The sequence below is a fragment of the Nocardiopsis sp. NPDC101807 genome, from assembly GCF_044766605.1.
GTDB lineage: Bacteria > Actinomycetota > Actinomycetes > Streptosporangiales > Streptosporangiaceae > Nocardiopsis > Nocardiopsis tropica.
The window spans coordinates 291,116-315,710 of record NZ_JBIWMK010000005.1 but is presented as its reverse complement, the minus strand read 5'-3'; the positions used below and the strand labels follow the sequence as shown (position 1 = coordinate 315,710).

22 protein-coding genes are annotated in these 24,595 nt (G+C 73.2%); 14 read left to right on the top strand and 8 right to left on the bottom strand.

All coding sequences use genetic code 11. From position 1 onward, the window contains the following. The first annotated feature begins 4 nt into the window (after positions 1 to 4). On the top strand, positions 5 to 283 hold the full coding sequence (locus tag ACIRPH_RS17570) for an Atu4866 domain-containing protein (protein WP_402915477.1): 279 nt from the start codon (positions 5 to 7) through the stop codon (positions 281 to 283). 394 nt (positions 284 to 677) lie between these two features. On the opposite strand, the gene ACIRPH_RS17565 is transcribed toward ACIRPH_RS17570, so the two are convergent. Continuing rightward, positions 678 to 1,295, bottom strand: coding sequence for a DUF47 domain-containing protein (locus ACIRPH_RS17565; protein ID WP_402915474.1), 618 nt, complete (start codon positions 1,293 to 1,295; stop codon positions 678 to 680). Positions 1,296 to 1,721: 426 nt separating this feature from the next. Here ACIRPH_RS17565 and ACIRPH_RS17560 point away from each other — a divergent pair, with 426 nt between their 5' ends. The 3 genes from ACIRPH_RS17560 (at position 1,722) to purM (ending at position 4,876) form a co-directional block, all read left to right on the top strand. Further along, the gene (locus ACIRPH_RS17560) at positions 1,722 to 2,198 is read left to right on the top strand and encodes a sterol carrier family protein (RefSeq protein ID WP_402915471.1); all 477 of its coding nucleotides are present in this window, start codon (positions 1,722 to 1,724) and stop codon (positions 2,196 to 2,198) included. 9 nt (positions 2,199 to 2,207) lie between these two features. After that, positions 2,208 to 3,704, top strand: a complete 1,497-nt coding sequence (gene purF, locus ACIRPH_RS17555) for an amidophosphoribosyltransferase (RefSeq protein WP_267947746.1) — start codon at positions 2,208 to 2,210, stop codon at positions 3,702 to 3,704. Positions 3,705 to 3,811: 107 nt separating this feature from the next. Next, positions 3,812 to 4,876, top strand: coding sequence for a phosphoribosylformylglycinamidine cyclo-ligase (purM, locus tag ACIRPH_RS17550; RefSeq protein WP_402915469.1), 1,065 nt, complete (start codon positions 3,812 to 3,814; stop codon positions 4,874 to 4,876). Between the two features lie 153 nt (positions 4,877 to 5,029). Here the strand turns inward: purM and ACIRPH_RS17545 are convergent, their stop codons facing one another. Then, the gene (locus tag ACIRPH_RS17545) at positions 5,030 to 5,257 is read right to left on the bottom strand and encodes a DUF3073 domain-containing protein (protein ID WP_267947744.1); all 228 of its coding nucleotides are present in this window, start codon (positions 5,255 to 5,257) and stop codon (positions 5,030 to 5,032) included. 234 nt (positions 5,258 to 5,491) lie between these two features. Between ACIRPH_RS17545 and ACIRPH_RS17540 the strand changes: the two genes are divergently transcribed. Further along, positions 5,492 to 6,343 carry a hypothetical protein gene (locus ACIRPH_RS17540; protein WP_402915465.1) on the top strand — a complete coding sequence of 284 codons (852 nt, stop codon included), beginning with the start codon at positions 5,492 to 5,494 and terminating at the stop codon, positions 6,341 to 6,343. Positions 6,344 to 7,048: 705 nt separating this feature from the next. Further along, complete coding sequence (bldC, locus tag ACIRPH_RS17535; RefSeq protein WP_013155387.1) at positions 7,049 to 7,252, top strand: developmental transcriptional regulator BldC; 204 nt, start codon at positions 7,049 to 7,051, stop codon at positions 7,250 to 7,252. A 643-nt stretch (positions 7,253 to 7,895) separates the two neighbouring features. Here bldC and ACIRPH_RS17530 read toward each other — a convergent pair. After that, the gene (locus ACIRPH_RS17530) at positions 7,896 to 9,125 is read right to left on the bottom strand and encodes a hypothetical protein (RefSeq protein WP_402915462.1); all 1,230 of its coding nucleotides are present in this window, start codon (positions 9,123 to 9,125) and stop codon (positions 7,896 to 7,898) included. Between the two features lie 403 nt (positions 9,126 to 9,528). Further along, complete coding sequence (locus tag ACIRPH_RS17525; protein ID WP_402915459.1) at positions 9,529 to 10,734, bottom strand: cell wall protein; 1,206 nt, start codon at positions 10,732 to 10,734, stop codon at positions 9,529 to 9,531. 554 nt (positions 10,735 to 11,288) lie between these two features. Between ACIRPH_RS17525 and ACIRPH_RS17520 the strand changes: the two genes are divergently transcribed. The 4 genes from ACIRPH_RS17520 to ACIRPH_RS17505 all read left to right on the top strand — a co-directional run bounded on the left by ACIRPH_RS17520 (position 11,289) and on the right by ACIRPH_RS17505 (position 14,589). After that, positions 11,289 to 12,188, top strand: a complete 900-nt coding sequence (locus tag ACIRPH_RS17520; RefSeq protein ID WP_402915456.1) for an N-acetylmuramoyl-L-alanine amidase — start codon at positions 11,289 to 11,291, stop codon at positions 12,186 to 12,188. A gap of 79 nt (positions 12,189 to 12,267) precedes the next feature. Next, positions 12,268 to 12,615 (top strand): hypothetical protein, encoded by a 348-nt coding sequence (locus ACIRPH_RS17515; protein WP_402915454.1) that lies wholly within the window; start codon positions 12,268 to 12,270, stop codon positions 12,613 to 12,615. A gap of 8 nt (positions 12,616 to 12,623) precedes the next feature. Then, positions 12,624 to 13,328 (top strand): DivIVA domain-containing protein, encoded by a 705-nt coding sequence (locus ACIRPH_RS17510; RefSeq protein ID WP_402915452.1) that lies wholly within the window; start codon positions 12,624 to 12,626, stop codon positions 13,326 to 13,328. 331 nt (positions 13,329 to 13,659) lie between these two features. Then, positions 13,660 to 14,589, top strand: a complete 930-nt coding sequence (locus tag ACIRPH_RS17505; RefSeq protein WP_402915449.1) for a M48 family metallopeptidase — start codon at positions 13,660 to 13,662, stop codon at positions 14,587 to 14,589. 117 nt (positions 14,590 to 14,706) lie between these two features. On the opposite strand, the gene ACIRPH_RS17500 is transcribed toward ACIRPH_RS17505, so the two are convergent. From ACIRPH_RS17500 to ACIRPH_RS17490, 3 genes are all read right to left on the bottom strand, one after another. Continuing rightward, entirely contained in the window at positions 14,707 to 14,967 is a 261-nt protein-coding gene (locus ACIRPH_RS17500) for a DUF6504 family protein (protein WP_267947735.1), read from the bottom strand. A gap of 170 nt (positions 14,968 to 15,137) precedes the next feature. Continuing rightward, entirely contained in the window at positions 15,138 to 15,608 is a 471-nt protein-coding gene (locus ACIRPH_RS17495) for an NUDIX hydrolase (protein WP_402915445.1), read from the bottom strand. A 52-nt stretch (positions 15,609 to 15,660) separates the two neighbouring features. Next, positions 15,661 to 16,245, bottom strand: a complete 585-nt coding sequence (locus ACIRPH_RS17490) for a GNAT family N-acetyltransferase (protein WP_402915442.1) — start codon at positions 16,243 to 16,245, stop codon at positions 15,661 to 15,663. A 114-nt stretch (positions 16,246 to 16,359) separates the two neighbouring features. Between ACIRPH_RS17490 and ACIRPH_RS17485 the strand changes: the two genes are divergently transcribed. Then, on the top strand, positions 16,360 to 17,631 hold the full coding sequence (locus ACIRPH_RS17485) for an ROK family protein (protein ID WP_402915439.1): 1,272 nt from the start codon (positions 16,360 to 16,362) through the stop codon (positions 17,629 to 17,631). 112 nt (positions 17,632 to 17,743) lie between these two features. Here the strand turns inward: ACIRPH_RS17485 and ACIRPH_RS17480 are convergent, their stop codons facing one another. Continuing rightward, the gene (locus tag ACIRPH_RS17480) at positions 17,744 to 20,599 is read right to left on the bottom strand and encodes a glycoside hydrolase family 3 C-terminal domain-containing protein (protein ID WP_402915436.1); all 2,856 of its coding nucleotides are present in this window, start codon (positions 20,597 to 20,599) and stop codon (positions 17,744 to 17,746) included. A gap of 197 nt (positions 20,600 to 20,796) precedes the next feature. Between ACIRPH_RS17480 and ACIRPH_RS17475 the strand changes: the two genes are divergently transcribed. The 3 genes from ACIRPH_RS17475 to ACIRPH_RS17465 all read left to right on the top strand — a co-directional run bounded on the left by ACIRPH_RS17475 (position 20,797) and on the right by ACIRPH_RS17465 (position 24,441). Then, the gene (locus tag ACIRPH_RS17475) at positions 20,797 to 22,458 is read left to right on the top strand and encodes an extracellular solute-binding protein (RefSeq protein ID WP_402915433.1); all 1,662 of its coding nucleotides are present in this window, start codon (positions 20,797 to 20,799) and stop codon (positions 22,456 to 22,458) included. A 148-nt stretch (positions 22,459 to 22,606) separates the two neighbouring features. Further along, the gene (locus tag ACIRPH_RS17470; RefSeq protein ID WP_402915430.1) at positions 22,607 to 23,533 is read left to right on the top strand and encodes an ABC transporter permease; all 927 of its coding nucleotides are present in this window, start codon (positions 22,607 to 22,609) and stop codon (positions 23,531 to 23,533) included. Next, on the top strand, positions 23,530 to 24,441 hold the full coding sequence (locus ACIRPH_RS17465; RefSeq protein WP_402915427.1) for a carbohydrate ABC transporter permease: 912 nt from the start codon (positions 23,530 to 23,532) through the stop codon (positions 24,439 to 24,441). The genes ACIRPH_RS17470 and ACIRPH_RS17465 overlap by 4 nt, the downstream gene beginning before the upstream one ends. The last annotated feature ends 154 nt before the right edge of the window (positions 24,442 to 24,595 follow it).

Here is a 24,595-nt window from a genome sequence, read left to right as displayed (position 1 = left end):
GACAGTGGCGACGGACACGGAGAGCACAGGGGGAGCCGGCGGGGAGCCGCGGCCGGACGTGGTGGGCGTGTGGACGACCGCGGACGGCTACATCCGGCAGGAGCTCCGCCCCGACGGGCGGTACGACGAGGCGCGCGGCACGAGGCGCAGCGCGTACACCGGCCGCTACACGGTGACCGGGAACCACATCGACTACGTGGACGACACGGGCTTCACCGCCACCGGGGACATCCGGGACGGCGTGCTCCACCACGAGCACCTCGTCCTCCACCGGGAGGGGTGAGGGGCCCTCCGGCGTGCGGGGGCACGGCCGTCGGCGGACGGCCCCCCTCGCCCGCGCGGGCCCCGGCCCCGGACGCGCCCCGCACGGCGGCCCCACGGCGGGCGGGAGGGGGTCCCCGGCCGCGTGTCGCGCATCAGGGCGGCCCCGTGCCCCACGGAGGCGATCCGGGCGCCCACGAGGGCGCTGAAGGGCTGCGCGTCGAGCACGTGCGCGGCCGGTTCCGGAGTGGTCTCTTCGGGCACGGGGCCTCCGGGGGGCGGCGGACCGGAGGGGACCGGAAGACGTGCGGCGGGAGGGAGGGCCCGTACGCGGACGCCCCGGTGACGGCGGGAAGGGGGACGGGGGAAGGGGAAAGGGGAAAGGTCTCTCGGGCGCCGGACCTGCGGGCGCCGGGTCAGCCGTTCTTGACGACGATGGTCTCCACCGTGTTCGCGACGTGCTCGAAGGCGTCGGCGGCGGTCTCCAGCTCCTCGATGACGTCCTTGAGCTTGAGCACCGTCAGGGCGTCGTACTCCCCGCTGAACAGGTGGGCGAGGAGCTTGCGGTAGATGCGGTCGGCCTGGTTCTCCAGCTGGTTGATCTCGATCCAGTACCGGGTCAGGTCCTCCAGGGAGCGGAGCCGCGGCATCGCCTCGGCCGTCAGCTCGGCGGCGCGTTCGAGCACCTCGATCTGGTCGATGATCCCCTTCGGAAGCCGTTCCAGGCCGTAGAGGCCGATGAGGTCGACGGCGGCGTCCATGGAGTCCATGACGTCGTCCAGGTTGGAGGCCAACCGGTAGATGTCCTCCCGGTGGATGGGCGTCGCCGTGCTCTTGTTCAGGCGGCGCATGATCGCGTGGGTGGCGTCGTCGCCCGCGTGTTCGCAGGCACGCATCTTCTCGGTGATGGCCTCCCGGTCGGCGCCGTCACTCATCAGCTCCACCAACAGGCGTGCACCGATGACCAGGTTGTTGGCCGAATCGGTGAACATCTCGTAGTAGCTGTCATCACGCGGGCGCAAGCTCAGGCGCACGTCGTTCTCCCGATGGTGCGGTGGTGTTCCTTCGTGGATGTTAAGCGCGCCGGGCAGCTGGTCCAGCGCGGGTGCGCGGCGCTGCGGGGGCCCGGGAGCGGGGTGGGCGGGCGGGTGCGGGCCCGGTCACCCCTCGTTCATCTCCTGAGGCCGGCGCGTGGAACTGCTTGGGGCGCGGGTTCCATCGCAATCCTCCCAATCTCGGCGACACCGGGACGGTTCGGGACGCTACCGTGTCCCGCTCCCGCTGACCAGCGGAGCGCTGAGACAGGAATCACCCAATCGAGCGGAGACCGGTGGACAGCTCCACCGGAGTTCTGTGATGTCCACCTTCGGGCCATTCCCCCGCTATGACAAGTACCCCGCCGGTTCACACTTCCGATGGCCCCGGATCCGCGCCGCACGGGCCCCTCTAGGCTTCTGCCCATGCCATCCGCTCTGAGCGCGAGCGCCGCCAGGCGCCTCCGCGAGTCCCTGGACGAACAGCTCTCCGCCCTGGGGGAGGCCCCCTTCGAGGGCGACGACGAGGCAGCGGTCGCCGCGTGCGCGCGGGCGGTGCTGCGTGCGGAGAAGCCCCTGAGGGGCGCCGTCAAGGCCGCCGTGAGGGGCACTCTCGCGGTGCTGGCCGACCGCGCGCCGGGGCGCAGCCTGGAGGTGCGCGTGCCCCCGTACGGCGCCGTGCAGGTGGTCGAGGGCCCTCGTCACACCCGCGGCACCCCGCCCGGGGTCGTGGAGACCGACCCGCTCACCTGGCTGCGCCTGGCGACCGGCCGCACCTCCTGGGAGCAGGAGGTTTCCGGGCACCGGGTGCAGGCGAGCGGCGCCCGCTCCGACCTGTCCGGACACCTGCCCCTCTGGTCCGCCCCCTCCCCGGGTGGTGCCGCGCTGACAGGCAGGCACTAAGCTGTGGGTGTGTCGTACTCCGACGGCCGGCTCTCCATGGACCTCGATCCGCTCGAACGCGGCCCGCAGGACGCCTGCGGCGTATTTGGGGTCTGGGCACCCGGCGAAGAAGTCAGCAAGCTCACCTATTTCGGTCTCTACGCTCTGCAACACCGCGGACAGGAATCCGCGGGCATCGCACTGAGCGACGGGGAGCGGATCGTCGTCTACAAGGACATGGGGCTCGTCTCCCAGGTCTTCAACGAGGCGACCCTGGACTCCCTGCGAGGTCACCTCGCGATCGGCCACTGCCGCTACTCCACGACCGGGTCGCCGGTGTGGGAGAACGCACAGCCGACCTTCTACACCGCACGTGAGGGGGGTCTGGCGCTCGGCCACAACGGCAACCTCATCAACACCCCGGAACTGGCCGCGATGCTGCCGGACACCCGGCGCGGCGCGACCACCGACACCGAGGTCCTGACGAACCTCCTGGCGGACCAGGCCAAGCGCGGGAGTTCCGTGGAGGACGCCGCCCTCGAACTCCTCCCGAAGGTCAAGGGCGCCTTCTCCCTGGTGTTCATGGACGAGAACACCCTGTACGCGGCACGCGATCCGCAGGGCATCCGCCCGTTCGTCCTGGGCCGCCTCGGCGAGACCTCGGGCGCGGGCGGCTGGGTCGTCGCCAGTGAGACGGCCGCGCTGGACATCGTGGGCGCCACCGTCGTCCGCGAGATCGAGCCCGGCGAGCTCCTCACCATCGACGAGCGCGGGGTGCGCTCGCGCCGCTTCGCCCCCGCCCGCCGCAAGGGCTGCCTGTTCGAGTACGTCTACCTGGCCCGCCCGGACACCACCATCGCCGGGCGCAACGTCAACTCCACGCGCGTCGAGGTGGGCCGCCGCCTCGCCAGGCAGCACCCCGTGGACGCCGACCTGGTCATCCCGGTGCCGGAGTCGGGCACGCCCGCCGCGGTGGGCTACGCGGAGGCCAGCGGCATCCCCTTCGCCCAGGGCCTGGTCAAGAACTCCTACGTCGGCCGCACCTTCATCCAGCCCAGCCAGACCCTGCGCCAGCTGGGCATCCGGCTCAAGCTCAACCCGCTGCGCGAGGTCATCCAGGGCCGCCGCCTGGTGGTCGTGGACGACTCCATCGTGCGCGGCAACACCCAGCGCGCCCTGGTCAGGATGCTGCGCGACGCGGGCGCCGCGGAGGTGCACGTGCGCATCTCCAGCCCGCCCGTGCTGTGGCCCTGCTACTACGGCATCGACTTCGCCACCCGCGCCGAGCTCATCGCCGCGAACCTGGGCGTGGACGAGATCGCCGCGTCGGTGAACGCCGACTCCCTGGCCTACGTGAGCCTCGACGAGCTCATCGCGGCCTCCGAGGTGCCGAAGAACGAGCTGTGCCGGGCCTGCTTCGACGGGGTGTACCCCATCGAGGTCGACGCCGACTCCAGGGGCAAGTTCCTGCTGGAGAAGTCCTGCGGGACCCCGGAGGGCTCGACGCTGGCGACCAGCGACAAGTAACCACCGCGCGGCGGGCCGGTCGGGCCCGCCGCGTGTTCGCTCCGCCGTGCCCGCAGACGGGCCGCGGGGCGGCCCAACCACCGCAACACAGCACGAGGAGATCTCGCGTGGCAGCCGACAGCACAGGGGCGACGGGCGCGTACGCGGCCGCGGGCGTCGACATCGCCGCCGGTGAGCGCGCCGTCGACCTGATGAAGCGCCACGTGGCGCGCACCCGCCGGCCGGAGCAGGTCACCGACGCCAGCGGCTTCGCGGGCCTGTTCCGCCTGGACGTCGGCAAGTACAAGGACCCGGTCCTGGCGACCTCCACCGACGGCGTGGGCACCAAGGTCATGCTGGCCCAGCAGATGGACAAGCACGACACGATCGGCATCGACCTGGTCGGCATGGTCGTCGACGACCTCGTGGTGAGCGGCGCGGAGCCGCTGTTCATGACCGACTACGTGGCCTGCGGATCCGTGGTCCCCGAGCGCATCGCCGAGATCGTGGGCGGCATCGCCGAGGGCTGCCACCAGGCGGGCTGCTCGCTGATCGGCGGGGAGACCGCCGAGCACCCGGGCGCGATGGAGCCCGGCGAGTACGACCTGGCCGGCGCCGGCACAGGCGTGGTCGAGGGCGACGCGATCCTGGGCCAGGAGCGGGTCCGCGAGGGCGACGCGGTGATCGCGATGGCCTCCTCCGGTCCCCACTCCAACGGCTACTCGCTGGTCAGGCACATCGTCGACCGGGCGGACCTGGACCTGTTCGCGCACGTGCCGGAGCTGGGCGGGGTCCTGGGCGAGGTCCTGCTCACCCCGACCCGGGTGTACGCCAAGGACTGCGTCGCACTGACGGGCGAGGTCGAGGTGCACGCCTACTCGCACATCACCGGCGGCGGCCTGGCGGCGAACCTGGCCCGGTCCCTGCCCGGCCACCTGGACGCCGAGCTGGACCGCTCCACCTGGGCGCCCGCCCCCGTGTTCGGCTACCTCGCCGACAAGGGCGGCGTGGGCCGCGAGGACATGGAGGCCACGTTCAACATGGGCGTGGGCATGGTGGCGATCGTCGCGGCGGAGGACGCCGCACGCGCTCTGGAGGTCCTCGCGGACCGGGGCGTCCCGGCCTGGAGGCTGGGCACGGTGACGGCCGGTTCCGGGCGCTGTGCCCTGACCGGCGAGTACCGGGACGCGTGAGAAACGGACGCGAACATAGCCGGTGCGAACCACCAGAGTGGTTCGCACCGGCTATATCCACCTGTCCGCGACGGCTTCCCCGCGGGCAAGCCGTAACCGCTACAGGTCAGCGGTTGTCGTCCCGAGCGACCAGAAGTCTCGGCCCACTCCGTGCTACTTGTCGGAGTCCGAGTACTTGTCGGCAAGATCCGCGTAACGGTCGACCAGGTCGTCCTGAGAATCCGTGTGGGACTCGTCCGGACCCAACGGCCCGGAGGGAGACCCCTCGTCCTCAGCGACACCCAGCTCCGACCGCAGCCGATCAAGGTCGGTCCCACCGGAGCTGTACTTGAGCTTCCGGGCGACCTTCTGCTGCTTGGCCTTGGCTCGGCCGCGCCCCATTGGCTCGACCCCCTCAACGATTGGGTTCCGACGAACCCGAGATCACTTACTAACCCGCACTATCGGGCTGACGGCCGTCAAACGCGACTGACGACAGGCGTCAGCTTACGTACACACACAACCGTACCTGGTCGGCCCCCGTCGTGCCTACGCCACCCGGGTGTGACGGATGTGGTGCGCGCACGGATCGCGGGCCGGAAGGGCGTTCCGGAGGTGAGTGCCACACGCAACGATATGTGCCACGATTCGATCGTGCTGCCCTACACCGCCTACCTCCGCGTCTACCAGCCGATCGAGTCCTTCCCACCGCGCGACCGCAGGTACTGGGAGGCCTACGCGACCTCGCCCTGCAGGCCCCGGCGGGTCAACGCGCTCGCGGCGGAGCACACCGAGAGCCTCAACCGCCTCATCACCACGCCTCCGGTGGTGGCGCCCGAGGAGGAGAGCCGCGACGCCTACCTCCGCCGGGTGGACGAGCGCCTGTACGTCTGCCCGTGGCAGACCCGGCTGCGGTCGTGGCGGGCCTTCGCGGAGTTCAGCGCCGCGACGCCGGTGGCCCTGAGCGAGGCGTTCGTGCCCGAGCCGGAGGCCGAGCGGGCGGAGGACGGGTACCGGGAGTGGCGCGACTCCGGAGGGACGGTGCGGCCGGGCATCCTGTCGAGCAACTGGACCATCCCGGTGCCGTGGTTCGTCCCCTTCGAGGAGCGGGAGCGGTGCCTGGTCCTGTCGGCGAACTCCACCCGGACGCTCCTGTACCTGACGCGGACGGCGCTGGCGAAGCGGCGGCTGGAGCACACCGCGGCGGTGCTGCGGGAGTACATCGGCGAGCACGCCGTGTCGGCCTCCACCGAGCAGCTGGTGGACTGGCTGTCCCTGACCGCCCACCCCGACTCGCTGCTGGAGCTGGACTACGGCGGCCTGCCCCACCTGCTCAGCGACGACCACCTGGGCGAGGACCGGTCGGTCGCCGAGGTCGCGGGGGCGGTGGAGGCCCTGGCCGAGGGGGACGCCGAGCGCGTGCTGGAGCTGAGGGAGCGGATCACGCGGCGCTGGAAGTCGGTGCGCGCCCTCCAGCACGCCAACTGAGGGTCATGGGTTGTGCACACTTTCGTGGACACCCGGGGGCGCACTGTCGTCATCAGAGGCGCCGAACACAGGTACGCCACGCCGGACGCCAACCTGGTACACCAGGTTTCTCGCTCCTCCCGGACGCTTTTTCGCACGTGAAAACGGTGCGAGACCCGGCGTCGCCCGCGCACGACATCAAGCATGGTGAAACTGGGCATAACGCCCGATAGGGATCGGCATAGACTGTAGCCGTTCGATCACTGAGTGCACTCTCAGTAATCAGAAAACCCTTGCCACGCCGGGAATCCACGCGACCCGACCCGTCGGCCGGCCCGCGCGGGACCCGCCTCCACCGACGCACGCCACTTCCCTCCGCACGACGGCCGACCGGGAACCGCGCCGCCCGAGCACGAGCTCGGAGAGCGGGTTTCGGTCAGGCCTCCGTAGCACTTCGGGAACTCCGGATAGAGAAAAACGAGGCCGGAGAACGAAGTTTTGACCGAATACGCCACATGCCACTAAACGTGTCGCTAGAATCACTTAGCGTGACGCGGCCACGGGCGGCTTTCTTTGGCCTCCCACGTGCAAAGTTGCTTGGAGTGGTCGCACAATCACCTCGGGTGATGCCAATATAGACGTAGTGCAAATATTGGACATCCGGGCCAAGTGCCAGGATTAAGGCTCAAGGATCGGCACACAGATCCAGGAGGAGAGGCCGTACACATGTCAACTCGCACGCCCGAGGCGGAGCCCCTGTTGACCCCCGCCGAGGTTGCCACCATGTTCCGCGTGGACCCCAAGACCGTGACACGCTGGGCCAAGGCGGGCAAGCTGACCTCGATCCGCACCTTGGGCGGACACCGCCGCTACCGCGAGACTGAGGTCCGCGCTCTGCTGGCCGGAATCCCCAGCCAGCGTACGGAGTGACCTCCCCGGTCTGTGCCGATTCCGGGGGGAACGGCCGGACTCACTCCGGCTGCTGACAAAGGCTGACACGAATCGAGGGCGGGTCTCCCGAGAAGGGGGCCCGCCCCGCCGCGTTCCCCCGTCCCGCCGCGCCCTGGGCCCGCCCTCCTCCGGGAGCGGTGGGGAGGGCCGCCCGCGGACCGTCACTCTCCGCGCACGACCGCCCCGCACCTCGGGCAGGGGAACGGGAGTCGTCCACAGGCTGTGGACGGAACCGGCGGCACGGGAGCAGGAGGTGTCGGCCGCAGGGCAGCGGGGCCGCGCGGCCCGCCGGCTCCGAGCCGCCCCCACACGGCCGCAGCGGTACCGCGCAGCCCCGGACCACCCCGCGCCGTCCCCCGGCCCGCACCGCACCGGCACGGGCACGGCGGGGGCCGCCCGCGGGGGAGGACCGGCCGGGACGGCGCACCGGCACGGCGGGCCCGCCCCCGCCCGGCGGAAGTCGTCGGTGCGGCCCCGGCGCCCGCTCCGCGAAAGTACGGGCGGGGCGCCCGGTCACCGCGCCCGCCACGGCGGACGCGGCCTCCCCGACCGCGTCGGCCCGGGCGCCGGGGCCGGCCGCGGTCCCGGGGGAGGGAGCGGGGCCCCACGCGGACGGGGTCGGTCAGTCCCCGATCCGGTCGTCCATGGCGGTCGTGCGCTTGCGTGCGAGGAAGGTCGCGGCGGCGCCGCCGCCCACCGCCACCACGGCGGCCGTGATCAGCCCGGCCAGGGATCCGCCCGTGGTCGCCAACCGGTTGTCCGGCCTCGCGGCCTCCTCCTCGGCGGCCTCGCCCTTGTCCCCGGGCACGGGCGGCGCGCTCGCGGCGTAGGTGGAGCCGAGCGCCCACGAGTCCGCGAAGTCCACGGCGAACTCCTTCTCCTCCCCGGGGTCCCCCACCTGGACCCACACGGTCATCCAGCTGCGGATGCCCTTGCCGGCCCACTCGGCGTCCTCGTCCTCGAAGGTCGCCTCGTTGACCACGAAGCGCACGCTGACGGGGACCTCCAGGGCCACGTCGCCGCTCTCGTCGAAGAGTTCGACGACGTCCTCCACGACGACCCCGTCCGCGCCCACGGGGCCCACGGGGACGCCGAACGCGGTCAGGCGGCCGTGCTCGAAGGTCGCCTCGGTCACTCCCCCGTATCCGGCGCTCGCCGAACTGGCCGCGTCGGCGAGGGTGAACTCCACGGCGTTGCCGTCGGCGGCGACGGTGCCGGAGTTGGTCTCGTCCAGGACGAGCAGCTCGTCCTCCTCGCTGGGGGACTGCTCCGGTGTCTCCCTGTGCCCCTCATCGGGCGTCTGCGGGCTCTTCTCGGGTACCGGGAGCCGTCCGCCCTCCCCTTCGGCCGCACCCGGCTCCCCCTCCCCGCCCGTGGCCCCGGGGCTGGGCTCGTCCTGGAAGGGCGTGCCCTCCCCCGTCGGCTCCTCCCGCGGCTCGCCGGAGGGCTCGGCCAGCTCCACGTCCGGCGGCACGTCGACCATCCCGTGGGCGGCGAGGTCGGCGACGCCCATCCGGAAGACGGCGGTGTCGACCGTGGCCGCGGCGCGGGCGCCCTCGTCGTCGACGAGCGTGTGGCTCTCCCCGTCGATCTCCACGTAGTCCGCCATCGGGCCGAAGAGGTCCTCGGTGTCGGCGCTGGCCTCGGTCTCGCCGCCGAAGCTGACGGCGGTCGAGTACCCGGTGACGACGTCGCCGTCGGCGACCCACGCCTGGGCGTTGCCCCAGACCATGGGGGTCGTCGAGGCGGAGGCGGTCGAGGTGAGGACGGAGGCGGGACCGATGGCGCCGAGAGCGGCGAACAGGACGCCTGCGCCGACGAGTCGGCGTGCGATCGACTTGGCGGGAGTCACCACAACACTCCTGTTGTATCTGGGGGATGTCCGGCCGCGCGGGCCGGCCTGCGCCGAGAGCGGTCCGCAGGATCGCCGGGGCGGCCAGGGCCGGTCCGGCCTCGGTGCGGGGCGGCGATAGGGGGGCCTTCCCGCCCCGGGAAGGAACTCCGACGCGTGGCGCGCCCGTAGGGCGAGCCTAACCGCTGGATCACAAAACGGAAACCGTCCTACGTTCGACTATCGGCCGACAAATATGTATTAACCCTCAGATAACGGAACAGATGTCGGGGAAGTTCCGGGGCGGTGGGCCCCGGACCGCAGCCGTTCCGGGCGCCGGGCGCAGGCGGGCCGGGCACACGGAAAGGCCCCGGGGGACGCGTCCCCCGGGGCCCGGTCGGTCCGCTGCCGACCGCCGCTGCGCCTAGCCCTCGCTGCTCTCGGCGGCGGAGTCCGCGGCGCTCTTCCTGCGGCGCGCGAAGTACGCGGCCGCGCCGCCGCCGGCGGCGATCGCGGCGCCGGCCGCGATCAGCCCGGCGAGGGGGCTGCCGGTCGTGGCCAGGGCCTCGGTCGGCTTAGGCTCCGGCTTCGGCTCCGGCAGCTCCTCGGCGTCACGGGACGGCGGGGTCTTGTCGTCGCCCCCGCCACCGTCGCCGCCGTCACCGTCGCCGCCGCCGTTGCCCGCGTCGTCGGCCGTCACGCCGACGCTGGCGTAGGTGACGCCCAGGGCGTAGGTACCGACCTCGGGCTGACCGGGGACGCTGATGTCCACGAGCAGCGCGGTGTAGGCGTCGTCCCAGTCGAAGCCCGCGTCGTCCGAGGTGTAGGTGCCCTGGTCCTGGTACGGGGCGCCGACCACGGCGTCGATCTCGTTCACCTCGTAGCCGACGGTGCCCGGGTCGATCCGGTGGGAGACGGCACCGCCCCACGACTGGATCGTCGTGACGCTCGCGCCGGAGATCGTGGCGGACAGGACGATCTCGTCGCTCCCCGAGGAAAGCTCGATGTCGTCCGCCTCCAGCTCGACGAGCGGGGCGGCGGCCTCCTCGCCGGAGACCTCGCCGTCGTCGGCGGCAGGGGTCTCGGGGACCTCAGGGGTCTCGGGGGTCTCCGCGGGCGGGTCCGTGGGCTCGGCCGGAGGCGTCCCCGCGTCCCCGTCGCCCTCGCCCGGAGCGGTGGACTCGTCGTCCCCGGGCTCCCCCTGGGGCTCCTCCGAGGGGGTGTCGGACGGGTCGTCGTCCGCGTCCGACTCCTCGTCGCCGGCCTCCTCGTCCTCGGCCTCCGCGATGATCTCCTCGACGTCGGCGGCGGTGAGCCGGAGGGTGGCACTCGACACCGTGGTGGTGGCGGTGACGCCGTTGCCGTCGATTGCGACGAAGGTGGAGGCCTCGATGCTGAGGTACTCGTCGAGGGCGCCGGAGAAGCTGCCGGAGTCACCGGACGACTCGCCCTGCGGGGTGATGTAGGTCTCCGCGATGCCGTACCCGTCGGCGACGTTGGCGTGGGCCCAGCCCACGGTCCGGGTGTCGGCGGCGGCGGGAAGGGCCGTGGCCACGCCGAGCGCGCCGAGCGCCGCGAAAGCGGCGCCGCCCTGGAGAATGCGGCGCGCGGTCACGCGAGTGTTCTTCAAGTCAATCCTCATTCGGATCACCACGGTCCGAGAGTTCTCGGACCGGCCTGGATGCGCGCACAACCGCCGACAGCGGGTTTTCGGGGGCGCGGAACACGAACCAGGGTCGGATGGGGGATGGCAGTGGGCGTACAGAAGCCCTCCACCTGCAAAAACGGGGAAAACGCGGTCGCGACCGCAGAACGGTGGGTCGGCGGAACCGAGTCGGAATGGCTTCCCGTTTCCTCACTCGAACCTTACATCGGACGAATCAGGAGAATCATCCGATATCCCATCACGAACAGATCACGATGAAGAAGGGCGTCACTCAGAGCAATGGACGCATTCTTCTCGGAGTTTTTTCGCGAACGGTGTAAACCTCACCCGGGAACGGGCGTCCTACAAGAAAAGGCGTACCCCGGGAAGGGCGCCCCGCGGAACGCGGCACGCCCCCGGACGCCCCCGCGGTGACGTGCGGCACACCCCCTCGGCCGACCCCCGCCCCTCTGGCGAGCGACCTTTGTGTGGATACGAGTCGGTATGCCCCGGGTTTCGCGAGCGACTAGGTTGTGGGCATGCCCGTCTCCGCACCGCCAGGACCCCGGAGCCGCTCCACCCGCGCCCTGTCTCTGGTGTCCCTCGCCCTCCTCCTCACCTCCGCCTGCTCGGCCTCGCCCGGAGGGGTCCCGGGCGGTGACCCCACGGCGGCGCCTCCCCTCCCCGGGCCGCAGGACGGCGGCGACGCCCCCGACGGCGACCGCGACGCCGCGCCCGAGGGCGACGCGCCCGACGACGGCCCCGCCGGCGAGGGCCCCCTCCGCACACGCGTCGTCGTCATCGACCCGGGCCACAACGGCGGCAACGCCTCCGCCGCGAGCGAGATCAACGCGCTCGTCCCCGCCGGCCCCGCCGAGAAGGCCTGCGACACCGTCGGCGCCGAGACCGGGGACGGATACCCGGAGCACGAGTTCAACTGGGAGCTCTCCCTCCTGGTCAAGGAGCGGTTGGAGGCCGATGGCGCCACCGTCCTCCTCACCCGGGAGGACGACGAGGGCGTCGGTCCGTGCATCGACGAACGCGCCGGGATCGGCAACGAGGCGGAGGCCGACGCGGCCCTGTCCATCCACGCCGACGGCGGGCCCGAGTCCGGTCGCGGGTTCCACGTGATCACGCCCGGCGAGGTGGACGGCTTCACCGAGGAGATCGTGGAGCCCTCCCGGCTGCTCGCCGAGGACGTCCGCCGCGCCTACCTGGAGGGGAGCGACATCCCCTACGCCGACTACCTCGCCGACGAGGGCCTGGACGAGCGCACCGACCTGGGCGGGCTGAACATGTCCACGGTGCCCAAGGTGTTCCTGGAGGCGGGCAACATGCGCAACCCCGAGGACGCCGAACTCCTGTCCGACCCCGCGTGGCGCGAGCGCGCCGCGGACTCCATCGCCCAGGGGATGGCCGCCTACCTCATGCGGAGCTGAGGACCGGCCGAACGTCCGCACCCGGCCAAGACCGCCCGTTCGTATGGCGGGGGCCGTCCCGCCTCGGCATAATGCGTGCATGACCTCCCCCCGCCCCCCGCAGGGCCTGCCGGAGGCCCCGGCCCTCGACGCGGTCCCGCGCGGCTTCCACCGCGCCGGGGTCGAGGACGTCCCCGACCGGGCGTCCTTCGCGGTGGCCGCGCCCCAGGGCTCCCCGCCCCGCGCGGGCGCCCCCTCCCCCGGCCCGCCCGGAAACCGGCGGCCGGAGCCGATCGGCTCCGGGGAGCCGAGGGCCGGGGGACCGACCCCTGACCCGGGCGGGTACGGCCGCGGGCGGGGCCGGGAGGTCCCCGCCAGTCTCGTCGCATCCGCCCCCGGACGCGGAATCACGCGCGGGCCGGGGATGACCGCCACGAGAACCTCCTGAACTGCACAATGGGGACCATGCCTCTGACACCGGCGGACATCCGCGAAAAGAAGTTCCACACGGTGCGTCTGCGCCCGGGTTACAACGAGGAGGACGTCGACGCGCTCCTCGACCGGATCGAGGCGACGCTCGTCGCCCTGGAGGGCGGGCCGCGCACGGGCCCGCTCATCACGGCCGACGAGGTGCGCAACTCACGTTTCCGCACCACGAGGCTGAGCCCGGGGTACCGCGAGGACGAGGTCGACGACTTCCTCGACGTCGTGGTCGCCGACCTGGCCGGGCGCGGCCTCGGCCGGTTCGGCGACCTGGTCCCCCCGCCGCTGCCGCCCCGGCCGGGATCCGCCCGCACCGGTGCGGGCGGCGGGCAGGACCCGGCGGAGGGACGGCGCCACGCGCCTGCCGGCCGGACCGGCCCGGAGCACCCGCGGCGCCGGTCCGGGATGACGCCGGAGGACGTCCGTGAGCAGCAGTTCGCCACCACCCGGCTGACCACGGGCTACAACGAGCAGGAGGTCGACGACTTCCTGGACCGCGCCGAGATCACGCTCGACGCGCTCCAGCAGGGGCTCCCGGAGCACGCGACCCTCACGGCGGCGGAGGTGGAGCGGGTCCAGTTCGCCACCACCCGGGCGCGCCCGGGGTACGACCCGGCGCAGGTGGACCGGTTCCTGGACGCGCTGGCGGAGGAGCTGCGCCGCTACGAGCAGCAGTAGTCGGCGCGGGCCCCGCCGCGCACCGGGCGCGTGATCGCGGCGCGGCCGACGGGCCCCGCCGCGGGCGCCCCCCCCCGGCCTCCGGCGCCGCGGTCGGGGCGGGCCCGTGGAGGGGGCGGGCCCGCCCGGCGGGCGGGCACGTCCGCGCAGGGCCCGCGCCGGGGGCGCGTCCCGGGCGGGGCCCTGCCGCCCGGGCAACCAGTACCGACCCGCCTCTTCCGGACACGCCGTGGCGCGCGAACCCCATCCCCGGGGAAGCGGAAAGTAATATTTGAACACAGCGAGTAGTCGACCCTGCTGTCTCACTGACCGTGATCCGAGGGGAGGCAGGATGTTCCACCCGACGTGCCCGGAGGGCCGCGCCACCGCCTGGCCGGTCCACGGCGCGCCCGCCCCCACCGCGCCCTCCGGGGCGGGGACGCGGCTCCCGCCGGCGGCCGACCGCCCCGCCGACCTGGTCCCGTGCGACGCGGACGAGGAACTCGTGCCGACACCCGCGCATCCGTGGGAGGGACCGCTGCTGGCGGCGTGCGCGGCCGTGACCCTTCTGATGGCCGCGGTGCTCGCCCGCACCGTGTGGGCGGCGACGGGGTCGTGGGAGTACGTGGTCTGCGCGCTGGCGGCGGTACCCGCGGTGTGCTGGGCGGCGCGGGGGCTGCTGTACGCCCGGCGCCGCGCGGAGTCGGTGAAGATCTCGCCGACGCAGTTCCCCGAGGCGTACCGGACGGTGGTGTCCCTGGCCGCCGACATGGGCCTGTCGAGACCCCCCGAGGCGTATGTCCGGATCGGCGGCCGACCCTGCGGGACGGACGCCTCCGGCCACGGGCGGCGCCGCTACCTCGTGCTGTCGGACGCGCTGTTCGACGGCGGTGGAGGGCTGCGCGACCCGGAGGCCCTGGCGTTCCTGGTCGCCCACCAGCTCGGCCACGTGGCCGCCGGCCACACCGGTTTCTGGCGGCGGATGGCGACGATCGGCGGGGACCTCGTCCCGGGGCTCGGTTCGGCGCTGGCCCGCGCGATGGAGTACACCGCCGACGACCACGCCTACTCCCGCTTCCCCGAGGGCGCGCACGCCGTCAGGCTCCTCGCCGGTGGAACCCGCCTCTACACCCGGGTGAACATGGGGGAGATGGCGGACCGGGCCCGCACCGACCGGGGCTGCTCCCTGCTGCTGTACCACCTGCTGATCCGCCGCCCCAGCAACACGCGGCGGATGGCGGCCCTACGCGACCGCACCAGGCGCGGGCGCGTCTTCCTCTGACCGCCGGGCCGGCGACCGGCCGCCCTTCGCCGCTCGTCCGGCGGGAGACGGCCCGGCGACCGCTCGCGGCGGTCGGCGCGGGCGCCGATCCCGCCGGAGGCACCCGGGGGCCACGCCCTAGCTCCACTGGCGGCGCATGGTCCAGCGGTCGGACGCGACGTCGCGGGTGATGTCGATGATGCTGGGCTCCCCCGCCTCGGACTCCGCCGAGACGCGGAGCAGGTGGACCTGGGTGGCGGGCGTCCCGGGCACCTCGGGACGGGCGGGCCAGTCCCCGATGATCCTGCGCACCCGGAAGGTGCGACCGCGCCAGGTGAACCGGGCGGGGGTCCCGCCCCGGGTGGAACGTACGTCGATGTGTTCGTTCAGGAGACTCACGCGGGCAGCCTATCGAACTCTTGTTCGAGAAAGTCACACCTCTCGAAACGGCCGCCCTGCCGGGCGGTGTCGGACCCGGAACACCCTAGGGGCGCGGACCTCCCGGGGCGGTGGAACCGCCTCCGGCGTGTCGCGGGGCCCGGCCGCGCGGGGGCCCGGAGCCGGCTCCCCTACACGACGAAGTACGGGGCGGGGTCGTCGGCGCGGGCGTTCGCGATGCGGTCGAGGACGCGCTGCGCCATGTCCGGCAGCGCGTCCGGCGGGAACCACCGGACCTCCAGGGTCTCGTCCCCGCCGGCGTCTGGGGCGCCGCCGACGACACGGCAGCGGAAGGCCAGGTCGAGGAACTGGACCCGGTCCCCGTTGGGGTAGGTGTGGGGCTCCTGGCCGACCACGCTGGCCAGCCTCTCCACCTCGACCTCCAGGCCGGTCTCCTCCCACACCTCGCGCACGACCGCGCGGGCGGGCTGCTCCCCGGGTTCGAGGATGCCGCCGGGCGCGGCCCAGCGGCCGTCGTCGGCGCGCCTGTGCAGGAGGATGTCGCCGTTCTCGCCGATCACCACCCCCGTGACCCCCACGAGCGGGAGGAGACCGTGGCCGACGTGGTCGCGCAGGGCGAGGAGGAAGTCAGGTACGGGCATGCGCACGAGCCTACGAGACCCGCCGGTGCGGCCGCCGCACGCACCGCGCCCCTCAGCGCCCCCGGGAGGCGCGCAGCTCCCCGTACTCCTGGGCGAGGACCGACATGAGGACGGCGTCGTGCCACTCCCCGTTCCAGCGCAGGCACTCGCGCCGGACGCCCTCCCTGACGAAGCCGGAGCGGGCGTAGGACTTCTGGGCGTTGGCGTTGAACGCGAACACCTCCAGGCCCACCCGGTGCAGGCCCGCCACCGTGAACGCGTACTCCAGCACCAGGTCGGTGGCCTCGGTCCCGTAGCCCCTCCCGGTGAGGGCCATGTCGTTGAGCGCGATCCGGTACCCGGCGCAGGCGTTGTCCGGGTCGAGTTCGAGGAGCGCGCAGTCGCCCACGGCCGTCCCGTCCTCCTGCGACACGATCACCCAGTCGGCGCGGTCGTGGTGGTCGGGGCGGGTGGCGTACCACCTCCGCAGCACGTCCTCGGTGAACCGGCGGTGGGTCCCCGTGAACCGGCGGACCTCGGGGTCCATGTCCACCGTCGGACCGACCAGGGCCTCGCCGCTCCCGGCGTCGAGGGGCACGAGCCGGACCTTCGTCCCGTGGAGCCCGGGCTGGTCGCGGAAGACGTCGGGAGGAACCATGGTCGGGATTCCAGCAGAGGGCCGGGAACGGCGCAACCGGGTTTCCGCGCGCCCTCCGCGGCCCCTGTACGATCCGGGCACGGCGCGCGGCGCCGGCGACGCGAGGGGGACCCGGTGACGGTCGGTTCGGGAACGGTCAGCTTCCAGACGGTCCGCGAGACCAACCTGGGCGTCGTGCTGCGCACGGTCCGCGCGCTGGCCCCGTGCTCGCGCTCGGCGGTCGCGTCCGCGACGGGCCTGAACAAGACCACCGTGTCCAGCCTGGTCGCCGACCTGATGGCGCGGGGCCTGGTCCGGGAGACCGGGGAGACCTCGCGGCAGAGGGTGGGCCGGCCGGGCGTGCTGCTGGCGCTGGACGACTCCTCGGTGGCCGCGGTCGGCCTGGAGGTCAACGTCGACTACCTGTCGGTGGTCGCCGTGGACCTGCTGCGGAACGAACTCGTGGGCCGCCACGTCCCCTTCGACGCGCGTTCGGCGGGGCCGGAGGCGTGCGCGCGGCGCATCGCGCGGACGCTGCGGGAGACCATGGAGGCCCCGGAGCTCAGCGGGCGGGCCGTGGTGGCGGCGGGTGTGGCCGTGCCGGGGCTGATCGACGCGCCCGCGGGAACCGTCACGCGGGCGCCCAACCTGGGCTGGCAGGACGTGCGGTTGCGGAACCGGGTGAGGGACCTGCTGCGTACGGCCGGGGCGGGGGACGTGCCGGTCCACGTGGACAACGACGCGAACCTGGCGGCGATGGCGGAGTACCGGGTGGGGTCCTTCGCGGGCACGCCCGACCTGGCGTACGTGACCGGCGAGGTGGGGATCGGCGCGGGCATCCTGGCCGGCGGCGAGCTGCTGCGGGGCGCGGGCGGGTTCGCGGGCGAGGTGGGCCACCTGGCGCTCGCCCCGGACGGCCCGGAGTGCGCCTGCGGACGCCGCGGCTGCCTGGAGTCGCTGGCGGGCATCGGCGCGATCGTGCGCGGGGCCGTGCCGGACCGCGTGCCGGACCGCGCCCTGTCGGGGAGCGACGTCGCGGAACTGGTGGCGGTGGCGGTGGAGCGGGCCGGGCACGGTGACGGCGTCGCCGTGGGCGCTCTGGAGCGGGCGGGCGTGTGGCTGGGCCGGGGGCTGTCGACGCTCGTCAACGTCACCAACCCGAGCGTGGTGCTGCTGGGCGGGTACTTCGTGCCGATGGGTCCGTGGCTGCTGCCCGGCTGCCGCGCGGAGGTCGTGGCGAACGTGTTCGCGCCGGGGGCGGGCGGCTGCCGGATCGAACTGTCGGCCCTGGGCCTGAGCGCGGCGGCCCGGGGCGCGGCCGCCTCGATGATCCACGCGCTCGACGTCGGCCTGCTGCCGCTCCCCGCGCCGGGGGCCGCCCGGGCGGCGGTCCCGGACGGCCCGTAGGCGGTCCCGCAGGCGCGCCGGTCGAGGCGGGTGGCGTGGTCGTCGGCGCCGGACGGCCCCGCGGTCCCACGGGCGGCCCCCGCCCCGGGCGCCCGGCCGGGGCCGCCCGGCGTCAGTCCCGGGAGAACCCCAGGGTGGCGACCGCCGTGCCGGAGCTCTCGAACACCAGGTAGACGTCGCGGATCCCGTGGGCGGGCACGCCGTCGGGGACCAGGGGCGCGCGGACGGCCGTGAAGCCGTAGCGGTCCTCCCCCGCCGGAACGTCCACGACGGCGAGGGTCGGCCCGTCACCGGGGTCGTCCAGGCGCAGGCGCACGGTGGCGGCGTGTCCGGCGTTGACCGACAGGTGGCAGGCGGCGGGCCCCGTGCCGAGGTCCACGTCGTGGAACGCCGCCCAGGCGCCGTCCGCCCGTGCCCGCACCGCGTCGCCGCGCTCGGGGGTGAGGGGGCACAGCGCGGTGCCCCGGGCCTCGTCGTACCCGGCGGCCGACCACGGTGCGTACGCGTCGCGGGGAGGGATGGCCTCCCCCGGGACGTTCAGGGCGGCCGTGGTCCGGATGTCCGTGGCGGAGCGCCCGATGAGCACCTCGCGCGGCGCCTCCTCGACGACGAACCTGTCGCGGGTGGTGTCCCACAGGGCGAGGTCCTCCACGTCGAACGAGACCGTGGCCACGGCTCCGCCGCCGGGTTCGACGCGGACACGGGTGAAGCCGCGCAGCGCGCGCAGCGGGGTCCGCACCCGGGAGGCCAGTTGCCGCGTGTACACCTGCACGACCTCGTCCGCGGGGCGGGGCCCGGTGTTGACGACCATGACGGTGACGGTGACCCGGCCGCCGTCGACGGTGACGGCGGGAGCCGCGTACTCGACACGCGTGTAGCCGAGGCCGTGCCCGAACGGGTAGAGGGGGTTCCCCTCGAAGTACAGGTACGTGCCGCGCGCGCCGATGATGTCGTAGTCGAGGGGGCCGGGGAGGTCGTCGGCGGACCGGTACCAGGTCTGGGTGAGCCTGCCCGAGGGCTCGGCGTCGCCGAAGAGCACGTCGGCGAGGGCGTGCCCGTACTCCTGGCCCCCGTGGGCCGACCAGAGGATCGCGGGGAGGTGTTCGTCGGCCCAGGTGACGCCGAACGGGCAGCCGCTGCTGAGCACCAGGACGGTGGCCGGGTTGGCGGCGTGCACGGCGCGCAGGACCCGCTCCTGCGCGGCGGCCAGGTCGAGGTCGGTCCGGTCCTCGGTCTCGCGCCCGTTCACCATCGGGTGGTCGCCCGCGACGACGACGGCGGCGTCGGCGGACGCGGCGACCCGGGCGGCCTCCGCCGCCCCCGTGCCCAGCCCCGCGATCCGGAACCCGGCGGCCCCGGCGGGGTCGTCGGTGAGCCGGAGGACCCCTTCGGCGCCGACGGCGACACGGCGCCCGGTGTGGACCTGGACGAGGCAGGTCAGGCCGTCGGCGCGCTCCGCGAACCGGAAGGTCTGGCGGACCTCCCAGGTCCCGGGCCCGGGAGCGGTGCAGGCGAGGGTGCCGTCCGGCTGCTCGTCCACGTACAGGCCGGTCGCGGCGGAGCGCAGGGCGCAGGCTCCGCCGCCCCAGTCCAGGAGGTCGAAGCCGTCCCCGGCCCCGGGACCGGACACCTCCAGGGGCCCGCCTCCGGCCGGGGCGAGCACCCGTCCGCCGTCGGTGTCGAGCGTGATCCGGTCGGCGCCCTCGCAGAACACGGTCTCGACCCGTCCGGCGATGCCGGCCCGCGCGGTGACGGCGTAGGGCAGGGAGCCGCTGTACCAGTCCTCCAGCACGGTGTCGCCGAGCTGGCCGATCACGGCGACCCTGCGCACGCCGCGCAGCGGCAGCAGCCCGTCGTTGCGGAGCAGGACGAGGGAGCGGGTGGCGGCCTCGCGGGCGAGCGCCCGGTGCTCGGGGGTGTCGTCGGTGTACGCGCCGGCGGATCGGGCCCCGCCCCCCTCTCCGCGGTCCCCGGGGCCCGGGTCTCCCCCGCCGTCCGGCCCCTCCGGGCGGCCGGGGTCGAACTCGCCGAGCCGGAGCCGGACCGACAGCACGCGGCGGGCGGCCCGGTCGATGTCGGCCTCGGTGAGCAGCCCCCGCCTCAGCGCCTCCCGGACGTGCCCGAGGGGGCCGTCGGGGCGGTCGTCGTCCTGGGTGAGGCTGTCGACCCCGGCGCGGAGCGCGTGCGCGTAGGCGGTCGGCGGGTCGGGGTGGAAGGCCTGGAGCCCGGCCAGGTTGGCGGGGGCGTAGGCGTCGCTGACCACCAGGATGTGGTCCGGGGCGGCCGGGCGCAGGATCTCGCCGATGAGCGGGCTCAGGTGGGCGGGCCGCCCGTTGACCAGGTTGTAGGAGGGCATGACGGCGACGGCCGCCCCGTCCTCCAGGGCGGGCAGGAACGCGGGCAGCTCGTACTCGCGCAGGACCCTGGGCGGCAGGTCGCTGGAGGTGACGCAGCGGTCCTCCTCGTTGTTGTAGCCGAGGAAGTGCTTGAGGGTCGGCGCGGTGCGGAGCCGGGCGCCGTTCCCGGCGAGGCCGCGCGCGTGGGCGGTCGCCAGGAGGCCGGTCAGCCACGGGTCCTCGGAGTACCCCTCCTCGTTGCGCCCCCAGCGGGGGTCGCGCAGGGGGTTGACCACGGGCGCCCACACGTTGCGTCCGGCCCCCCGGTCCAGGTTCGCGAGCACCGCGTCGGCGGTGGCCTCCCCGACCCGGCGGATGAGGTCGGGGTCCCAGGCGCTGGCGAGGCCGACGGCCTGCGGGTAGACGGTGGCCGGGCCGAGCCAGGCCAGGCCGTGCAGCGCCTCGGTGCCGGTGCGGAAGGGGCCGAGGCCGATGCGCTCGACGGGGGCCTGGTGCTGGTGCAGGAGCCCGATCTTCTCGTCGGTGGTGAGGCGGCTGAGCAGGTCGTCCAGGCGGAGTTCGTCGGGGAGGCCGGGGTCCCGGTGGGGCGGGACGGTCTCATGCGTGCTCATGGGGGGTTCCGTCTCTCGTGCGCGGAGGCAATGCCCCTCGAAATCGAACCGCTTCGACTTCGACATCGAAGGGATCTTGTGTGCCACATCACAGTGCAGTAATTTGTTTGTCTAAACGGCCAACTAATTCATAGCAAAATGGCCCTTCGTTTCCTACCCCCCTGGGCTCCGGCCTGCTCGACCGAAGGAACGACGCTATGCCCCCCACCCCCCTGCTTCCCATGCCCGGCCGCCGGCGCTTCCTCGGCCTGGTGGGAGCCTCCACCGCGGTCGCCCTCTCGGCGGGCGTGCTCTCCGGCTGCTCGTCGGGATCGGGCGGAGGAGGCGGCGGCTCCGCCGCGGCCGCCACCTCCCTCGACGACCTGATCCCCACCTACATCCCCTTCGAGGGCGTCTCCCCCGACATCGAGGGGCTGCACGGCGCGCCCTCCGGTTTCACGGCCTACCCCGACACGTTCCTCCGGGCGGTGTCCGAGCCGCGGGGACGCGGCGGCGAGTACACGGCGATGACCCCCATGTGGGGGCCGATCCCCCCGGGGCTGGGCAACAACTCGTTCTTCGACCACGTCAACGGGCGGCTCGGCTCGACGGTCAGGTTCAACTTCCAGGACGGCAACACGATCATCGACAAGATGAACGCGGTGATCGCCGGACGCGACGTCGCCGACATCACGATGTTCCCCGACTGGGTCATCAATCTGATCCCCCAGTTCAACCGGGCCGTGGGCGAACTCTTCGAGGACCTGACCCCGTACCTGGCCGGCGACGCGGCCGCCGCCTACCCCCTGCTGGCCAACCTGGAGAGCGACGCCTGGCGCTGGAACGTCTTCAACGGTCAGCTCCAGGGCGTGCCCTGGCCGTCCGAGCCGTTCAGCAACTGGGTCCTGTACCGGCGCGACCTGCTGGAGGAGTACGGCCTGGAACCGCCCACCAGCCCGGACGACCTGTTCGCGATCGGCGAGGAGATCAACGACCCCGACGGCAACCGGTGGGCGTTCGGCGACTTCAACCTCAGCATCCGCCAGGTGTTCGGCGCCCCCAAGCAGTGGCGGTACGAGAACGGCGAGCTCATCCACATGTTCGAGACGGACGAGTGGCGGGCGAGCGTCGAGTACATGCGCAGGATCTTCGACGCCGGACTCGTGCACCCCGACGTCGTCGCCCAGGCCGACAACTCCAAGGAGCTGCTCAACTCCGGGCAGATCGTCTTCAACCAGGACGGCATCGGCGCCTGGCACGAGGCGTACGCGGCGATGCTCGGCGACCACCCCGACTTCCGCCTGGACCTGATGCCGGTGTTCGGCGACTCCGGGCGGGACCCCGTCATGCACACCGCGGACCCCTCCGCCCAGTCCGTGTTCGTGCGCCGGGGGTTGGAGCCGGAGCAGATCGAGGAGGTCCTCGGCATCCTCGACTTCTGCGCGGCGCCGTTCGGCACCCAGGAGTACATGGACTACCGGTACGGCGAGGAGGGCGTCCACCACGAGCGCTCCGACCAGGGGGCACCCCAGCTGACCGACCTGGGCAACGGCGAGGTCAACGACGGCTACTACTTCCTGAGCGGGCGCCCCCAGGCGATCACCGAGAGCCAGTACCCGGACTTCGTCGAGTGGAAGACCGCCTGGTACAACCACGCCGCCCAGTTCACCGAGGAGGACCCGTTCGCGGGCATCCGCATCCAGCGCCCCGAGCGCTTCTCCGGCGCGGAGACCCCCATGACCGACAAGGTCGAGGACATCATCCGCGGGCGCGAGGACCTCGGGCAGCTGGACCGGGCCGTCGCGGACTGGCGGCGCGACGGCGGGGACGAGGGCAGGGAGTTCTACATGGGGGTCCTCCAGGACCACGGCCGTGACTGAGCGGACCGGCGCCCCCGTGGACGGCCTCCGGCACGGCGCCGCGCAGGGCCGCGCGGACGGACCCGGGGCCGGCCGGGGTCCGCGCACGCCGCGGACGGCGGCCCCCGCGCCCCGCGGACGCGGGGGCCGGGTCCGGACCGTCCCCGACGTGAGGCGCCCGACCCGCGCGCCCCTGCGCGCCCGGCTGCGCCGCGACTGGCAGCTGCTGCTGATGACGGTCCCGGCGCTCGGGCTGCTCGCCGTCTTCCACTACGCGCCGACGCTCGGCAACGTCATCGCGTTCCAGGAGTACAACCCCTGGGACGGCCTCCTCGGCAGCCCGTGGGTCGGGTTCGCCCAGTTCGAGCGGCTGTTCACCGACCCGCGCTTCTGGAGCGCGGCGGGCAACACCCTGGTCATCGCCGCGGTCCAGCTGGTGTTCTTCTTCCCGATCCCCATCGCGCTGGCGATCCTGCTGGACAGCGTCATGACGCCGAGGCTGCGGCTGGTCCTCCAGAGCATCGTCTACATGCCGCACTTCTTCTCGTGGGTCCTGGTCGTCACCCTGTTCCAGCAGATCCTGGGCGGGGCGGGGCTGTTCTCCCAGCTCCTGCGGCAGAACGGGTACGCGCCGCTGGAGATCATGAGCGACCCCGACGCGTTCCTGTTCGTGGTCACCTCCCAGATGGTCTGGAAGGACGCGGGGTGGGGGACGATCATCTTCCTCGCCGCCCTGGCCGCCATCAACCAGAACCTCTACGAGTCGGCGGCCGTGGACGGAGCCAACCGCTGGCAGCGCATGTGGCACATCACCCTGCCGGGCCTGAGGCCCGTCATCGTCCTGCTGCTGATCCTCAAGATCGGCGACATCCTCAACGTCGGGTTCGAGCAGTTCTACCTGCAGAGGGACGCTTTCGGCGCACAGGTCTCCGAGGTGCTGGACACCTTCATCTACCACCAGACACTGGTCACGGGGAACTTCAGTGCGGGAGCGGTCGCGGGCCTCGTCAAGGGCGTCGTCGGCCTGGTCCTGATCCTGCTGGCCAACAAGCTGGCCCACAAGATGGGCGAAAACGGAATCTACCGACGCGCATGAGCACACTGTTCAAGGACCGCCCCGTGTGGGCGGAACGCCCGAGCCTCCCCGCCCGCGCAGCGAAGAACACCACGCTGGCGGCGATCGCGGCCGTCATCGTCTTCCCCCTCTACGTCGTGGTCCTGACCAGCCTGTCCCCCGCCTCCGCGGTGAACGCCGCGGGCGGGCTCGTCATGGTGCCCCAGGGCTTCTCCTTCCAGGCCTACGCCGACCTGTTCGGCGGCGGCGTCGTGTCCCGGGCGGTGCTGGTGAGCCTGGGGGTGACGGCGGTCGGCACCGCCGTCAGCCTGGCCGCCACGGTCCTGGCCGCGTACGGGCTGTCCCAGCCGGGCTCGCTGTGGCACCGGCCGCTGCTGTTCGCGGTCCTGCTGACGTTCCTGTTCGCGCCCGGCATGATCCCGCTGTACCTGCTGGTCGGCGACCTCGGGCTGATCGACAGCTACTGGTCGCTGATCCTGCCGACGGCGGTCAACGCGTTCAACCTGGTGGTGATGCGCGCGTTCTTCATGAACCTGCCGGGGGAGATCGCCGACAGCGCACGGGTGGACGGGGCCGGCGAGTGGACGATCCTGACCCGCCTGGTCCTGCCCATGTCCAAGGGGGTCACCGCCGTCGTCGGGCTGTTCTACGCGGTGGGCTACTGGAACGCCTTCTTCAACGCGATCCTCTACATCAACGACAACGCGAGGTGGCCGCTGCAGCTGGTGCTGCGGCAGTACGTCCAGCAGGGCCAGCAGATCAGTTCGAGCTCGGTGATCGGCGACGCGGTCCAGGGGACGGCGTCGGCGCCCAACCTGGCCATCCAGATGGCCATCGTGGTGGTGGCCCTGGTGCCGGTCACGTTCGTCTACCCCCTGGTGCAGAAGCACTTCACGAAGGGCGTCATCATCGGCGCCGTCAAGGGCTAGGAGGGCCCCGGCGCGCCCCTCCCGGACGGGCGGGCGCGCCGGGCGCGGGGGCGGGGGGGGGTCCCCCGCCCCCCGCCCCCCGGGGGAGGCCGGGGGGCCGGTGACGCGGCCCCCGCCGGTTGTGGCGCGGTAGAACCCGCCGGTGCCCGTAGGG